The sequence below is a fragment of the Gorillibacterium timonense genome, assembly GCF_001457415.1.
GTDB classification, from domain to species: domain Bacteria; phylum Bacillota; class Bacilli; order Paenibacillales; family NBRC-103111; genus Gorillibacterium; species Gorillibacterium timonense.
This window is the reverse complement of the sequence record NZ_LN881724.1, coordinates 1,784,732-1,800,690: the sequence shown is the minus strand read 5'-3', so window position 1 is coordinate 1,800,690 and position 15,959 is coordinate 1,784,732. Positions and strand designations below refer to the sequence as shown.

The window sequence follows — 15,959 nt, the reverse complement described above, 5'->3', positions numbered from 1 at the left end:
CACCCACCATGAAAACGGTGGGCGGAGAAGCCTCTTAGCATCAGACGAAGCGGTTTGAGCCTTTTGTCAGTGGATCGACCTTTTCCGATGGAAATGGCGATGGTTTCGAGCTGGCAATTTCAAAGAGCATTACGGATAAGCATGGGTTTGATATAGGTTACCCCATCATCGAACCGATAACGCTATTTGCATGATCCTAACGAATCACCACGTTATCCACCGTTACGGTTGCCTTATCCGCAAAATAGACACGGTATTCCAGCTTGCGTCCCAGCGTTTGCTCGAAGGAGAGGGTGAAATCCTGGTATTGGTTGGCGACAGTGAACTGCTGCCGGGTAAGCGAGCTTTGGACGAGAGTGCTGCCGGTATTGGCGTCGCGAACGTCGATTACGGCGACGACATCGTTATCGGCGGTGTTGTTGTCCACCTTCAGACGGAAGGTAACGGCCCGCGAGCCGACCGGGACATTGGAGTCATACGGACCATACAGCATATGTCCGCTGTTGTCCTGGGTTGGGTTTGCCTGCCATCCGTCACTTACCGCACGGCCGACCGAGTGAGCGACGACGGTACCCTCGGCTTCGTATTTTCCAATGTTTTTCGTGACCGTCACCTTGTCAATATTGACGGCAGCCACATCGTGATAATAGGCTCTAAATTCCACTTCATGTCCGGCGGGATTGTCGAAGGCCAGGCTGAAATCCTGATGGAGCCCGGCAGCCTTGAATTGATTGCGGTACACGTCAGAGGATTTGAGCACCTGTCCGGTCGTATTATCTCGCACATCTAAGGTCAGAACCTTGTCGTTATTGCCGGCAAGCGAATCGATATTGATCCGGAAGGTCGCCGTCAATCCCCCTGCAGGATTAGCGGTTGAGTACCCGCCCCACAGCATATAACCCGGGCTGTCTTGAGCGACGTTGGCAGTCCAACCGTTTGTGCCGGCGCGGCCTACGCTATGGCTGAACGGTGAGGATGCGTAGGTTGTGTTTTCGGCTTCCAATCGCGCAACGAGGGTATCCGGATCAACCGGCAGCCCGTAGTATTCGCGGACCAGTTGAAAATACGTGTCGGTCCGGACAAAGACAATGTTGGCGTTGGACGCAAAGTGATTGGCGGTATCGAGAATATCCTGGTAATTCGTTTGCCACGGATTGGCCTGAACGGTGAGGAACAACGGTTGTTGTCCGTTCCAGCCAACATTCGCCTGGGAGATGGTATTGATTAAGGCGTCGGCGGAATCTCCATAGGTTGTATTCAATCCCTGAACGGGCAAAAGGTTGTTGTAAATCGAAATGCTGCCGCCTGCTTGCTGCGTCGTCAAGCCCAGCAAGGAGGGGGCGTTATTGGCAAAGCTGTTGCCGACATTGCCGTTAATGCCGCCATTGATAAAGTTCCAGATGGTGGCAATTTTCAATCCTGAGCGCTTCATGTAATCATTGGACTGGGTGATAAACGAGTCAAGGTACGTTTGATTGCTCCAGAAATTCGGATAGGTATACCCAATGCCGCTGGGGCCGGAAATAAAAACGTCGTTGGCGGTAGCGGTATTGTAGTAATAGTTCAGTACGCCGGGCATCGCATCGAGCATAGCGGGCGATACGGTCCAGCCGAGGGGGACGCTGCCCCGGCCCGGGCTGTCCCACAAATTGCGGAAGTGGCGCTCCATATATTGCAGATTGTCGCCGTCGCTCATGATGAGCGAAACGTAAATTTTATTATCCAACGGGATTTTGTTCGGTGTAGATTTGACGGCAACGTTGCGGGAAGTTCCGCCGAACACCGTCAGATTGGTGGAATAATCGGCGGCAATGGTTGACAAGCCGTATTCCGAAACCCGTTCAACCCCGGAAGCTTCATCCGGCCACCAGCCCATGTAGGCGGTGCCAGGGGCCATTTCTGCAAGGAATTGCCGCAATAAGGTATCCTCGGCGGGAATTCTCGGGTCCAGCCAAACGACTGAAGCTCCGATAGCAGCGGAGTAGTCGCGCAGATGTCCCGGCAATTTCGGATCGAGACCGACTATTACCCGTTTGGTCGTTTGCGGCCAATAATTGGTTTTCAAATAGTGATAAACCTCAAGCTTGTTGGCAAACTGGTTCTGCAAATCATCGAGAATCGGCAGGTTGTAAGGAGCGGAGGTCAGCATCGACACCAGCTCGGGCCCTGCCACAATGCCGTTCTTGACGCTCGCGATGGTTGCCGCAAGGTTAAGGGTGTCCGGGACATTATAGTCATAGACGACGATGCCGCTGATCTCGCTGCGATATTTGGTGATGAGCGACCATTTGTCCGTGACATCGGCATAGCCAAGCCCAAGGGAGTTGGCCCAAGTATAACTTCCTTCTTCTTCACCCAGCGTGTACATGCGGGGCTGGTCTTTGGCCAAAAGGCCCTTCAATGAGGTGAACAGGTTGGAGAGATCGACCAGGCTGCGGGGGGTCGTTCCGACGCTGGATACGCTGACGAGAGAGGTCCCAAGCCAGCGAACCCGGAATTCGAGAGAATGGCCGGCCACCGCGTTGGTGTAGGGCAGCTCGAAGCGCTGGAAGGAGTTGGCGGAGTTCCACATCTGGCGGGTGAGTGTCTGCGTTGCAAGCACCTGACCGGTGGTATTGTCACGCACATCGATAACGACGACATCCTGGTTGTTGGCGGTGTTGTTGTCTACTAGCAGATTGTAGTAGGCCGTATTGTACCCTGTCGGAATGTCAGTTGCATAAGGACCGTAAGCGAGCATTTTATTCGGCGTATCGATGGAAGTGCGGGCTGTCCAATATTTCTGTCGATTGCTGGTTTGCTCCTGTCCCGTTTCGTGGAAAACTTGTGTTCCCGTCGCGCTGTACGAATAGCTGGTCTTGAGGCCAATGGCGTCAAGGGTAGCCGCAGGCGCTGACAGGGTGGGCAGAATTTGCGAGGCCGGCCATGAAACGGCGGCGTCGGCTAGAGATGGCGGGATGAGGAGGGAAATACAAAGAATAGCGGATGAAACCATGGTGATTCCCTTTCGTTTGAGTCGCTTGAACATGGTGAAGCTCCTTTCGATTGTTTTTGAATTCGCTTACATTTCTTTTGATCATCCAAACCAACCTCCCTTATCGTGCGGGAGAGAATCGAAAACTCCGACTCATAATGAATAATAAATATATACAACATATTAGTCAATATTGCATTTGTATCTTTCTGGTTTTTTTCTGGGCTAGTGATGTCCGACCGAATACGAAAAGAGGCTTCTCAGCCCGCCATGAGCGGTGGGCGGAGAAGCCTCTTTTGGGTTCGGTTCAAATCGTTCTTCCTTACGATCGTATCGGTCAAGTGTTCCGCAAAGATGATTCAGGTGCATATAAGAATCATCATCAACCCCGGATCGGCTCACTGGACAGAGGCGAAGGCTTTTACTTCCTGATCCGTTGCCGGGAGAAGTTCCCCTTTGTCGAAGGCACTCCCATTCCACGTGCGAATTACTTTGAAGTATCCGGTTGTATCCCCATTGCTGTAATAGATGTTCGCGAAACCGTTCTGACCTTCCATCGGATAGAGCAGCGAATCCCAATGGCCTGCGGAGTAGATACCGGATTCCAGCAATTGAATACCGTCGTGGCGGATCGTATACAAGTCGTAGAAGCTGCCATTGCTTCCTGCCCATTGGCCGAGCGAGAAATCCGACTGCCCGTCTCCGTTGTAATCCGCCACTTGAAGCGCAAAGGGCGCATTCCGTTTGCGGAAGGATTGTTCCTCCTCGAGCCCAAGTCGAAATAGCACCTTGTCTCCACGGGCGACGGTCAACTCGCAGTGGCCGGTATAGAAGGTTCCTTCATACGGACCGGGATTCGGATCCGTCACCTCGGCGCCGCTCACCATCGTGAATCGAATCGCTTCCTGCTGCCCGTCGCCATCGATGTCAGCTGCCGCCGTACCGAGAAGAATCGGCGCCTCCAGCGCAACCCGAGCCGCTGTTGAAGCAGGCTTTGCATCTTCTCCTGAAGTCTGCGCTGTCTCCTTCTCCCCGACGTAAAAGTTCGCATCCTGCATTTTATGGACTTCCGGGGCGTAGATGTGAATCATCGCGGTGTAAGTTCCCGGCTCCGCAAACGCATGCTTTGCCGTGAACAGATCCGGTTGGTCCGAGGTGGCGCTGAAATCGATTCGTTCTCCGCTGCCATTTTCCACAAGCTTCTTCACCTCGATATATACCTCGGTGTCGTTAAAGGTGATCGGCCCCTTCAAACGAATGGAAAGCTCGGCTTTGGTCCCGGCGGCAATCTTGGTCGGTTGGGTAGCAAACTCCGCGCTCACTTGCTCCGGGCGAATCTGCGATTTCCCGCTCTCCTTCGAGGCTTGAGCGCAGCCGGACAACAGAAGTAGAACAAGCAAAGCTAGTCGATACCGATGCGATTTCATCGCGATTCATGTCCTCTTTTCCGGCAACTGTGCCTGATGTCCATGCTATGCTACCTGTTTATCATATTGCAGGGACAAAAGCAAACCGGGAAGCAGAACGAGCCGATCAATCGCTGGCCGTTAAAGCCATCCGCCTGAATGCAAAAACAGTAAACGCCAGGATCAAAACAAGCAGAACGACCGAGACAGAGATACAGAGCGGGAAGTGATCGGTTCCGTTTCCGTTAAGCAGAAACTCACGCGCATGAATCGTGAGTCTTCCAGGACTCCAGGTCATCCACGACGATAAGGTTCCGGAAAGGATCGAGAGAACCGCCGCACTCACAAGTGTGACCGCCGCCGCGGCTGGTGCTGATCGCAACAGGGTGCTGAGCAGCAGCGTCACGGTCAAGTAAAAGGCGAACCACAAGCCATATAAGCCAAAGCCCTCCATCGCCCTGCCTGCATCGACAGAACCGATCAGCATATCCGTATAAAACCAGGCTCCCAAATACCCGAGTAAAAGCGAGCCGAGCGATAGCAGTTGATAAGCAAGCCATTTGGATGTGATGTAGGTAAGGGGAGAGACCGGCTTCGCCATGATCATGCCCGTTACTCCCCGGTTTCGCTCGCCGGCGACGGCGGACATGGCCGCTAAGACGACAACGAGCAGCCCGATTGAACTGAAATTGGACAACGTCCCGGCCATCACTTCCATCGGCTTCGGCACCGGAATCTCCATAACAGCTCCTTCGGGCAAATTGCCAGCGGATTTAATCAGATCCGGCAACAGATACGAGGATACCGGCTGTGAAATGCCCAGAAGAAGAAAGACAAGCGGAATCCAGATCCATTTGTAGCTGCGGCGGAATTCCAGCCATTCCTTGCGAAATAATACCGACCAAGCCATCATGCTCCGACCACCTCCAGGAAGAGCGCCTCCAAGGAGGCATAAGAGGCTTCAAACCGCACAACGGGAATGGCTTCTCGGGCAAGCTCGGTAAGGAGTACTGCCCGTGCTTCTTCCCGGTTGTCCACCTGAAGAGACAAAGAGCACTGATCTTCGGATAACTTAACGCTGTTAATGAAGGGATACCGGGTCAATCCGGCAGCATAATCAATGAGCGATTTCTCGGAGGTGATCTCAATCTGTGGCTTCTGATGCATGCGCCGGAGATCGTCCAATGCTCCGGCAAGGGCGATGCTCCCCCTGTTTAGAATCAGGACATCGTCGCATAGCTCTTCCGCATCGTGCAAAACATGAGTGGAGAACAGCAGATTCGTCTCCTCCTTCATTTCTCGAAGCAGGTCGATCAGCTCCCGCCGGCCTACCGGATCAAGGGCGGATACCGGCTCGTCAAGAACGAGCAGCTCCGGCCGGTGAACCATCGCCTGGGCAATGCCGAGCCGCTGCTTCATGCCTCCGGAATAGCCTCCGATCCGGCGTTTCGCCGCATCCTTCAACCCGAGCCGCTCCAGCAGCTCATCGGCGCGTTCAGTCAGCTTCTTCCCGTGCAAGCCAAACAATTGACCGGCAAACTGCATGTATTCCTTGCCGGTCATCCAATTGAAGAAGACGGGCTGCTGCGGCAAATAGCCGATCCGTTCTCTTCTGTCTCTCGCTTCTTCTCGATTTAACGCGATTTGTCCCGAAGTTGGAGGCAGAAGGCCGCACAGCATGGACAGCGTGGTTGTTTTGCCGGCCCCGTTCGGCCCGAGCAAAGCCGCGGAGCGGCCTTTTGCAAGAGTGAAAGAGATGTCGCTTACGGCTGTCACCTCTCCGAACCGCTTGGTCAGATTAGAGACCGTAAGGATCGGCGCCATCAGTCATTCCTCCTGCCGAAGATGAAATAAACGACCGGTCCGAGGATTTCGCCCAGCACAATGATGACCGCCCAAACCCACTTCGGTCCACGGATACGGGCGGGATCGTTTCGAATCAAATCCGTCAAGGCAACGATCATGAGGACCAATTGAATTACCAGTACAGGAAGCAGCAGCTTCCAATCAAACCCAAGCTTATCGGTCAATTCGTTCATCAGAATCCTCTCCATTCGGTCGACGCCGGCTTTGCCAGCGCCTTTGGATGTTACCCGCTCCCCCCCGAACCACCAGCCAATATACGATCAAGGGAGTGGGAAACTGGATGCAGCCCCACAGTCCCCAGAACCAATGCCATGCCCCTCGCTTCTTCGCATCCCGAAAGAGCCACGTCCCCTGCGTCAGCAACAACAGAGCAACCAAGAGCCAAGCCCAGACCGGCAGACTCTCTTCGGAATGGGCCGGAAGCTCGGCCATAAGGATATCCAGAAGCCCGCTCATGGCTTCGCCTTCCTTCCCTCTCCGTTCCGCAGAAACCGGAGTGTAAGCAATAGCAGCGGAAACACGGTGCATCCAATTTGGAGAGGAAGGACAATGCGTGGCGCATAATGGAGCATGAGGAAGAATACGCTCAGGATCGCAACCGCCATGCTGAGAAAACCGATGGTTTCGATTCGGGAACGGCGGCGCGATACGGTTTGCTGAGCTTGCAGCAGAGCGGTAAGCTGAGGCAGACTCGGCTCCACCGGTTTGACGGCATCATCCAGACTGGACAGCCCCGTCCGCAGCATCTCAAGAAGCTCCGTGTCGGCAGGAATGATGTTATCCGAAGCTGAAGACGGCTCTCTCCAATCGGCTTGTTGAGGGACCATGCTGCGTTCATGCGGGTTAAACCGGTTGATCTGTCTTCTCTTCATGCTCGGTCAGCTCCTTTCTCAGCCAAATCAATCCATGATGAATGCGGGATTTCACGGTTCCTTCTGGGACTCCGGTCATGGCGGCAATTTCCTGCTGTGAATAGCCGTAATAATGCTTGAGTACAACGGCTAACCGGCTGTCAGCCCCCATGGTGGAAAGGGCATCCAGCACATCAAGCCATTCGGCTCCCGCCGCTTCAAGCCGCCACTTTAGAAGTCGACCGGTCTGCTCTTCTTCCTGCGCATGCCGCAGCAAGAACCGTCTTTCTCTCCCCTTCCGGCGTTCCGCATCAATCACGAGCCGAGTAGCGATGGTGATCAACCAGGTGGAGAACTTGGCTTTCCCGTCAAACAGCCTGATTTTCTCCACGGACCGAAGCATCGTCTCTTGGGTATAGTCAGCAGCCTTATCGGGGTTCAGGGTGATTTTGAGCAAATATCGGTATAGAAAGGAATAGTTCTCTTTGAGCAGTTCCGCGAGGGCGTTTAGATCCCCGCTCCGGGCGCGCTCCGCAAGCCGGTTATCCATGTCCACTCCGCTTCCACCCCCGAACTTATCCTACTTACGTTCATTTGACGTACAGCTCTCCCCATTCGTTCACCGCATTCAGCACTTTTTTCATAGCCTACTGGAGCAAACGATTCTTACCGGATTACATTCAAGATTTGCCGAACTTCCCGGTGATCTCCAGGAAGCTGAGCCTCTTTGCTTTTGAATTGGGAGGAGCCGTCTCCATCGAGAAAGATCCCATCCCTATAATCCTCACCGCCCCACTCCCGGACAGCCGCACGGAAGTTCTCCGCCGTGCAAAGGTCATTGGTAACGAGGAGGACCACCTTATTCTTTATGTCATAAACAAGCCCTGTCCGCATATGCCATTCATCGATTCCGGGCATGTGTTCATCCTCTGCTAGCCTATGCCAGTTAGCTTCATCCTGCAGGTTCATGCTGATTCCGCCTTGCGCCCAATAGCGTTCGTGATCCGACAAAGTCAGCTCTTCCACCGAGGAGACCTTCTGTACCGAAAACTGCCTGCTTGCGCGATCCCAGACGAAGGTTCCCCGCGCGTACTTTTCATTGCTCCAACCTGAGCCATAGTCTTGTTTTTTTCCGATTACGGGAACTCCGTCGTTTACGGCAATGCTGAGCAGCGCCTTTTGATAAAAGAATCCCCCATTGATTCCGAAATAGGGACTATCGTTCAGATTCCGATCGATCGCCGTTAATTGAATATTGTCCGGATCGGTCCATATGCCGTGCAGCTCGATCCCGTTCGATGCGGTATAGGACCCGTAGGAATAGTCGTTAGGTGTCGGCCATTCCGGCGGCTTCTCCGATGTCTGCTGTCTCCAGAATCCAAATCCGATGCCGCCGATCAGAAGCAAGCTGCACGCGGCAAGTCCAATGAACAGTTGCTTTCTCGTGAATCGATTCTCAATGAGACGCATGAATTGATCCTCCAATTGTCCTTCAAGTCGTTATCATTCCCTTACCATTTCTCTATGCCAAAGTCCTGAACCTCTTCCGTGGACAAAAAAAGAAGCGGTGCGCCCCTCGGAGGCGCAGCCGCTTCAAATGATCGGTCCGTTACTTTTTGTCGAAATCGATTCTTTCGGAAACGGTATCCCGAACAGCGCCGACCGTGGATTGGAGAAGGTCGTTCATCTCCACCTGCATCTGCTGGAACTCTCGCACGAGTGGGATATTGTCCATCTCCTCCTGCAGGACAGCAATTTCCTGCTCAATCTTCTCTGCCATCTTTTTGTTGCCGAGCGCTTCGAAGCCGACGATTTCCTTCTGCTTTTTCTTAATGGCGCTAATTAACGCTTGAACATGCTCATTGCGAGAGATTTTCTCTTCCGCTTTCCGATAGAAATCCGCTTCGTCTGATCGGGCGATCAACGCGGCAAGCTCCTGTGCTTTGGCCAGAATCTCTTCACGCTTCGTCTCATTCACTGTCATATCGGCCCCTCTCATGCGCGGCGGAGAGCCGGCTCTTCGACTAGCTCCGCTCGCAGCAGCCAGGTTTGCGGTTCGGTGATCTTCACTTGAACCAGTTGTCCAATCAGCCCCTTCGGCCCCGCAAAATGAACGAGCTTGTTGGTGCGAGTCCGGGCGGAGAGAATCTCTGGGTTCATCTTGCTCTCACCTTCCACCAGCACCTCGACAACCTGATCCTTCAGGATATCGTTGCTGTGGCGGCTGAATTCATTCAACGTCTCATTCAATTGAGCCAGCCGCTTTTTCTTCGTTTCTTCGGTGATGTCATCGGCCATGCCAGCAGCCGGAGTTCCCTCCCGAGGCGAATAGATAAACGTATACGCGCTGTCAAAGCCGACCTCCCGCACAAGCGACAAGGTTTCATCGAACTGCTCCTCCGTCTCGCCCGGAAACCCGACAATGATATCCGTCGTGAGAATGGCATCCGGAATCGCAATCCGAATCTTGCGAACGAGCTCCAGGTACTGTTCCCGGTTGTATTTGCGGCTCATCTTCTTCAAGATTTCGGAGCTGCCCGATTGAACCGGCAGATGGATGTGCTCCATCAGGTTCCCTTTCTTGGCAAGCACCTCAATCAGATGATCGTCGAAGTCGCGGGGATGCGAGGTCGTGAACCGAACGCGGGGAATATCGATTTTGCGAATATCGTCCATGAGATCGCCAAACCGGTATTCGAGATCCTCAAAGTCTTTGCCGTAGGCGTTGACATTCTGACCGAGGAGCATGATCTCCTTGAAGCCTTGACGAGCCAAATCGCGCACTTCGGCGAGAATATCCTCGGGACGGCGGCTGCGTTCCTTCCCCCGTGTGAACGGGACGATGCAATACGTGCAGAATTTATCGCAGCCATACATGATGTTGACCCATGCCTTGATGCCTTCCCGCTTCTTAGGCAGATTCTCGACGATGTCGCCTTCCTTCGACCATACCTCGATCACCATTTCTTTGCTGAACATCGCTTCCCTTAGCAGATCGGGCAGGCGATGGAGATTATGCGTTCCGAAGATCAAATCGACGAACGGATGCTTCTTCATGATCCGGCCGACAACGGCTTCTTCCTGCGACATACAGCCGCATACGCCGAGAATAAGTGACGGCTTCTCCAGCTTCAAATGCTTAAGATGACCGAGCTCGCCGAAGACCTTGTCCTCGGCGTTCTCCCGGATCGCACAGGTGTTCAGCAGAATGATATCCGCCTCCCGACGGTCTTCCGTCGCGGTGTATCCCATCTCTTCAAGCAGACCGCGCATCGTCTCCGAATCATGCTCATTCATCTGGCAGCCGTAGGTCGTCAGGTGATAGAGCTTACCTTCACCAATGGTCTGCATATCTTTGGGAACTTGAAAGTCATAATGAACTTCGATAGATTCTTTCCCGCGGCGTTTGCCTTCCTTAAAGTCAGGGCGCGAATTGATCTGTACGGTCCGCCCTTTGATGCGGTAAGTCGTTTTACCGTCTTCTTCGGCTAAAACTTTGGCATCCGAGAAATCAAAGTATTTCGAGTAGTCCTTCTCACCCTTGCCGGATTTTAAGTCCGGTGAGCGCTTTTCCTCTTTCATGAAGTCACATCCTCTATTATCGTTACCATGGTTTGCTGACGAATTTCGGATCGGTGATTCGTTGGATCGAAGTCCAGTACATAAGTATACCATAAGGAGGACGGCCTGATCTACGAAAGCCGGTCATCCCAATGCATCACCGGTCGGCTGAATGAGCTCCCTCAAACAGGAAAAGCCGCTTCCTCTTCAGGAAACGGCTTTGGCTTTGGCTCATGCGAGGGTTGTTGCTTCGGCTTAGCCGATGATTTCAGCCAGATCTCCGGTTTTGGCGCCGGCTGCATTGGCTTCATCCGTATCGATGTGGAAATCCAGCGCAAAGCTGTCCGATACGCGGGCGATGACGTCTTCGAATACGAGCGGGCGCTCGGTGTTTACGCGAACTTTCAGCAATTGCTTGTCTTGAATGCCCCATTTTTCGGCGTCCGTCGTATGGAAGTGGATGTGCCGGGCGGCAACAATGGCTCCTTCGGTCAGCTCGACTTCGCCTGCGGGACCCACGACCTTGATTCCCGGAGTTCCGGTGATATCGCCGGACTCGCGAACCGGTGCCTTCACACCGATCGCAAAGGAGTCGGTGCGGGAAATTTCAAGCTGGGTCGCTTTGCGGACCGGGCCGAGAATGCGAACCTTGTCAAACTTGCCCTTCGGTCCGATGACAGCGACGGTTTCTTCAGCGGCGAATTGGCCGGGCTGGGAAAGGTCTTTCATGACATGCAATTCGGCGCCTGCGCCGAACAAGGTTTCCAGATCCTTCTGGGTTACGTGGATATGTCGTGCGGATACGCCGACAGGAACTTGTTTCATGGTCTCTTCACTCCTTGGGTTTCAAGAGCACAGCCTTCGATTCGTGCCAAGGCTTGCTTGTATTGGGACAGCAGGGATATGGATATCAAGGCTCGTCCGCGATCGTCGCATCTTGGTTCAGCCGGAATTGGGACGGTCTTGAAAATCCCCTTCTTATTTTACTCTTTTTTACCCAAAAGAAAAGGCAGATGCATCACACACCTGCCACTTTTTTGCTATCGTATGATTAATCCGGTTAACATTTAAAATCATTAATAAAATTCGGCTGCAAGTTCATGGAATTGCTGCTCGGTTAGTTCGATATCCTGAAGGACAAGCGGCTCTTGCCGGAAGCCGGGAACGAGCTCCTCATACGGGGATCGAGATTTATCCTGATAGATCAATCCGGTTAAAAGCCCTCCCGCCTCCATAAGGGAAGTCATCGCCATGATCCGATTGCCGGGATCATAATCGGGAATAGCCTCCACATCCTTCAGGTTATCTTTAAACCATTCGTAGGTATTCACTTTGTTGAAGGTGACGCACGGGCTGAATACGTTCACCAAGGAAAACCCTTTATGCTTGATTGCTTCCTCGATGAGCTCGGTGAGCTGCTTGATGCTACTGGAAAAGGACTGCGCCACGAAGGTCGCTCCGGAAGCGAGAGCGATTTCGAGCGGAGACAAGGCTGCTTCAACGGAGCCTTGAGGCGTGCTCTTGGTTTTGAACCCGACGGCGCTGCGAGGCGATGTCTGTCCCTTGGTCAGCCCATAGATCTGATTGTCCATCACAATATAAGTCATATCGATATTGCGGCGAACCGCATGAACCGTATGCCCCATGCCGATGGCAAATCCGTCTCCGTCTCCTCCGGATGCGATGACGGTCAGCCCCCGGTTCGCCATCTTCACTCCTTGTGCTAGGGGTAGAGAACGGCCGTGAACCCCATGGAAGCCATAAGCGTTCACGTACCCGGATATTCTCCCGGAGCAGCCGATTCCGGATATGATGGCGAGATTTTCCGGCTCAAGCCCGACATTTGCCGCTGCTCGTTGAATGGCCGCCTGGACGGAGAAGTCGCCGCAGCCCGGGCACCAATTCGGCTTCACTTGGTTCCGAAAGTCCTTTACGGTTGCCATGCGAACATCTCCTTGCAAGCGGAGTAGATTTCCGAAGGCAAAAATGGATTTCCGTCGTATTTCAATTGATTGCGAATCCGGTCGGCATATTCGGGCAGATGCATCTTGATCAGGTTCGCCAATTGGCCGGTCGCATTGTTCTCCACGACAACGATCCGTTTGGCGCGATCCATCTGCGGCTTCATCTCTTCAATCGGGAAAGGATGCAGAAGGCGCACTGTCACATGATTGGAGGTGATTCCCTCTTCTCGCAGGCGGTTCCGGGCTTCGTCAATGGTACCGCCGGTAGAGCCCATCCCGATGATCAGGAGGTCCGGCTGCTCATGCAGAGACTCGGCGACAATCGGATCCGTCATGCGCAGCTTGGCGAGCTTAGACAGCCTCTTGTTCATCATCTTCAAGCGGTTGGTTGAGCTTTCGGAGGGCCGCCCGTCTTCCCCATGCTCTACGCCGGTAACATGATGAATCCCGTTCTTTTGTCCGGGTATGGATCGCGGTGAGATTCCGTCCTCCGTCGCTTCGTAACGCTTGAACAGGCTGCCATTCTCGCGGGGTTCGATCTCGGCTTGCAGCTTCCCGCGGTTGATGGAGATCCGATGATAATCGAAGGGCTCCGCCGATTGCTTGCCGAGACTCAGCTGCAGATCCGTCACCAGAATGACCGGGCATTGATAAATTTCCGCCAGATTGAAGGCTTCCACCGTATCGTAGAAGCATTCCTCCACTGTGCTCGGAGCGATGACGATCTTGGGGATCTCTCCATGTGTTCCGTAGATCATGGCATTGATGTCGCTCTGCTCCTGCTTCGTCGGAAGCCCTGTCGAGGGCCCGCCTCGCTGAGTGTCCACGATTACTACGGGCGTCTCGGTCATGCCAGCCAGCCCGATCGCTTCCATCATGAGCGACAAGCCCGGTCCCGCCGAAGCCGTCAATGCACGAGCTCCTCCGTAATTGGCACCGATCGCCATGGTAATGGCAGCGATTTCATCTTCGGTTTGAATAACGGTGCCTCCGAGCTTGGGAAGCACTTTGATCAAATATTCCATGATCTCGGAAGCCGGAGTGATCGGGTAAGCGGCCATGAACCGGCAGCCGGCTGCGACAGCTCCAAGTCCGATTGCATCATTGCCGATCAGGAACAGCTTCTGCTTGCCATCGGCTTGACCGAGCCGAAATTCGTCCAATGGACCTCCTGCAAGCTCTAGGACGTATTCAGCACCGCGTTGAACCGCTTCCAGATTTTTCGCCACAACTTGGAGGCCCTTACGGGCAAACTCTTCTTCGACCGCTCGGTTCAAAACCTCGAGAGGCAGGCCAAGCAGCGCCCAGGATGCTCCGGTAGCGACCATATTTTTCATCAGAGAAGTGCCAAGCTCTTCTGCGATTTGAGTGATCGGAACGGAATAAAGCCGCACCTCTACCCCGGTGGGCAAGACCGGGTTAAACTTCGCATCGGCAACGATGACTCCATCTCCCGTTAGTTCAGTCGCATTCAAATCAATGCTTTCTTGATCGAAGGCAACCAAAATATCCAGCTCATCCGCAATGGCACGCAGCGGTTCAATACTGATGCGAATCTTATTATTCGTGTGCCCGCCTTTAATGCGCGATGAAAAATGACGATACCCGTACAGATAATACCCCAATCGATTCAAAGCCGTGGAAAAGATCCGGTCGGTGCTCTCCACGCCTTCTCCTTGTTGTCCGCCGATCTTCCAAGACAATTCCCTCTTCACAGATCGTTCATCCCCTTTGAATGATCCTGCAATGGTTTGGGAAATCCTTCGTTCGTTAACAATTTTGTCACATTCTCTACTTCAAGATTATGAGAATTATTATCAAAAGGCAAGGGGATCTGCCTTGGAAAGGTATAGCATTATTAGATGAATTCCATATCATAGATAGATTGTTTTCGAAATGTTAACCGCTTACAAGATATTAGAATAAAAAAAATGAATAGGAGTCATTAACTGAAGGAACTGACGCAGGAAAAACCTGTTTACCCGAAAGTAAACAGGACCCGTCCACTTTGTAATTGGTCACTCCTTAACGAGGCTCGACAATCAATTTGATGGCGGTGCGGTCTTCCCCATCGATCACAATATCGGTAAAAGCCGGAATGCAGATCAGATCCACTCCGCTCGGTGCGACAAACCCCCGGGCAATGGCAACAGCCTTAATGGCTTGATTGAGTGCTCCGGCTCCTATTGCTTGCAGTTCAGCGGCCCCGCGCTCCCTGAGAACGCCAGCCAAAGCGCCGGCTACGGAGTTTGGATTGGATTTTGCTGAAACTTTCAATACTTCCATGAAAGGTACCTCCTCAGGAATGATGAATGGTTTCCAATATTCATCCTATTCGCATGAGAGGTCATTCATGCCAGCACGATCGGGATCATCGTTCGATCCGAATCGAATCAAGCTCGTCGCGGTCCCTGATGCTTACTCGATAATCGTTCGGTCCTCATCCATCCGAACCAATTGAATGGATTTGGCACGCTGGGTTGCGTCGTCGGTTTCGATCAGAACACCGTTCAACTGCCATTTTCCTTCATCCACCGTGAAGCGGACAGGCATGCCGCTCAAAAATTTACTGAGTACCGCTTCCTTCTCCATCCCCAGAATGCCATTCAGCGGGCCAGTCATTCCGACATCGGTCACATAAGCCGTACCATCCGGCAGCACTCGCTCGTCATGACTCTGGACATGCGTATGCGTACCGACCACAGCCGATACCCGACCGTCCAGGTACCAGCCCATGGCAATCTTCTCGGATGTCGCTTCCGCATGAAAATCGACGAGGATCGGAATTCTGCGGCTCGCAAGCTGCTCCAGGATTTCGTCCGCTTTACGGAAGGGGCAATCCATGGGGGGCAGGAAGGTCCTCCCTTGCAGGCTGATGATGGCCAGCTCTTTCCCTCCTGCTTTCAAAACAGCCCAACCGGCACCGGGGTTGTTATCCGGAAAATTGGCCGGACGAATCAGGCGAGGCTCTTCATCGATAAACTCATAGATTTCCCTCTGATCCCAGGTATGATTGCCCATCGTGATCCCATGAATCCCCCATTCAAAAAAGCTGGTCACGATCGGTTTGGTAATTCCTCTTCCATGGGCAGCATTCTCACCGTTCACCACGATAAAATCCGGGCGATGCTTGCTCTTAAGTCCAGGCAGCCGCTTGCGGAGCGCTTCTCGGCCGACCGATCCGACTACGTCTCCGATAAACAGAATTCTCATAGCAGACTCTTAGCTCCTTCCTCCACCCTGTTCGTTACAATTAAACCTGATTACTTGTATGATGGATAGCGGTCCATGTTCAAAACCCGGCGGAAAGATGAAAAGTGGCCGATTCGGCCACTTT

Annotated in this window: 16 protein-coding genes; all 16 read right to left on the bottom strand. The window is 53.2% G+C overall.

The genetic code is table 11. The features are described from left to right. Nucleotides 1-196: 196 nt before the first annotated feature. The gene (locus BN2684_RS20855) at nt 197-3,028 is read right to left on the bottom strand and encodes a GxGYxYP domain-containing protein (protein WP_058304019.1); all 2,832 of its coding nucleotides are present in this window, start codon (nt 3,026-3,028) and stop codon (nt 197-199) included. Nucleotides 3,029-3,372: 344 nt separating this feature from the next. Further along, nucleotides 3,373-4,401, bottom strand: coding sequence for a hypothetical protein (locus tag BN2684_RS20850; protein WP_058304018.1), 1,029 nt, complete (start codon nt 4,399-4,401; stop codon nt 3,373-3,375). A 106-nt stretch (nt 4,402-4,507) separates the two neighbouring features. After that, nucleotides 4,508-5,293 carry an ABC transporter permease gene (locus tag BN2684_RS20845; protein WP_058304017.1) on the bottom strand — a complete coding sequence of 262 codons (786 nt, stop codon included), beginning with the start codon at nt 5,291-5,293 and terminating at the stop codon, nt 4,508-4,510. Then, on the bottom strand, nt 5,290-6,204 hold the full coding sequence (locus BN2684_RS20840) for an ABC transporter ATP-binding protein (RefSeq protein ID WP_058304016.1): 915 nt from the start codon (nt 6,202-6,204) through the stop codon (nt 5,290-5,292). The genes BN2684_RS20845 and BN2684_RS20840 overlap by 4 nt, the downstream gene beginning before the upstream one ends. Continuing rightward, nucleotides 6,204-6,419: a PLD nuclease N-terminal domain-containing protein gene (locus tag BN2684_RS20835; protein WP_058304015.1), complete on the bottom strand. Its 216-nt coding sequence runs from the start codon at nt 6,417-6,419 to the stop codon at nt 6,204-6,206. Before BN2684_RS20835 ends, BN2684_RS20840 begins: the two co-directional genes overlap by 1 nt. Continuing rightward, nucleotides 6,400-6,702: a sigmaY antisigma factor component gene (locus BN2684_RS25110; protein WP_316245526.1), complete on the bottom strand. Its 303-nt coding sequence runs from the start codon at nt 6,700-6,702 to the stop codon at nt 6,400-6,402. The genes BN2684_RS20835 and BN2684_RS25110 overlap by 20 nt, the downstream gene beginning before the upstream one ends. Then, entirely contained in the window at nt 6,699-7,118 is a 420-nt protein-coding gene (locus BN2684_RS20825; RefSeq protein ID WP_058304014.1) for a YxlC family protein, read from the bottom strand. The genes BN2684_RS25110 and BN2684_RS20825 overlap by 4 nt, the downstream gene beginning before the upstream one ends. Beyond that, nucleotides 7,090-7,647, bottom strand: a complete 558-nt coding sequence (gene sigY / locus BN2684_RS20820; RefSeq protein ID WP_058304013.1) for an RNA polymerase sigma factor SigY — start codon at nt 7,645-7,647, stop codon at nt 7,090-7,092. The genes BN2684_RS20825 and sigY overlap by 29 nt, the downstream gene beginning before the upstream one ends. 116 nt (nt 7,648-7,763) lie before the next feature. Then, on the bottom strand, nt 7,764-8,567 hold the full coding sequence (locus tag BN2684_RS20815; RefSeq protein WP_058304012.1) for a hypothetical protein: 804 nt from the start codon (nt 8,565-8,567) through the stop codon (nt 7,764-7,766). Nucleotides 8,568-8,706: 139 nt separating this feature from the next. Next, complete coding sequence (locus BN2684_RS20810; protein WP_058304011.1) at nt 8,707-9,081, bottom strand: YlbF/YmcA family competence regulator; 375 nt, start codon at nt 9,079-9,081, stop codon at nt 8,707-8,709. Nucleotides 9,082-9,092: 11 nt separating this feature from the next. Next, nucleotides 9,093-10,679, bottom strand: a complete 1,587-nt coding sequence (gene miaB, locus BN2684_RS20805; protein WP_058304010.1) for a tRNA (N6-isopentenyl adenosine(37)-C2)-methylthiotransferase MiaB — start codon at nt 10,677-10,679, stop codon at nt 9,093-9,095. A gap of 234 nt (nt 10,680-10,913) precedes the next feature. Next, nucleotides 10,914-11,483: a phosphate propanoyltransferase gene (gene pduL, locus BN2684_RS20800; RefSeq protein ID WP_058304009.1), complete on the bottom strand. Its 570-nt coding sequence runs from the start codon at nt 11,481-11,483 to the stop codon at nt 10,914-10,916. A 251-nt stretch (nt 11,484-11,734) separates the two neighbouring features. Then, a complete protein-coding gene (locus BN2684_RS20795; RefSeq protein WP_058304008.1) occupies nt 11,735-12,601 on the bottom strand; it encodes a 2-oxoacid:ferredoxin oxidoreductase subunit beta in 867 nt (288 codons plus the stop codon). Then, nucleotides 12,589-14,337 (bottom strand): 2-oxoacid:acceptor oxidoreductase subunit alpha, encoded by a 1,749-nt coding sequence (locus BN2684_RS20790; RefSeq protein ID WP_058304007.1) that lies wholly within the window; start codon nt 14,335-14,337, stop codon nt 12,589-12,591. The genes BN2684_RS20795 and BN2684_RS20790 overlap by 13 nt, the downstream gene beginning before the upstream one ends. A gap of 310 nt (nt 14,338-14,647) precedes the next feature. Further along, complete coding sequence (locus tag BN2684_RS20785) at nt 14,648-14,908, bottom strand: stage V sporulation protein S (RefSeq protein ID WP_006286829.1); 261 nt, start codon at nt 14,906-14,908, stop codon at nt 14,648-14,650. 132 nt (nt 14,909-15,040) lie between these two features. After that, entirely contained in the window at nt 15,041-15,835 is a 795-nt protein-coding gene (locus BN2684_RS20780) for a TIGR00282 family metallophosphoesterase (protein ID WP_058304006.1), read from the bottom strand. Between the last annotated feature and the right edge of the window lie 124 nt (nt 15,836-15,959).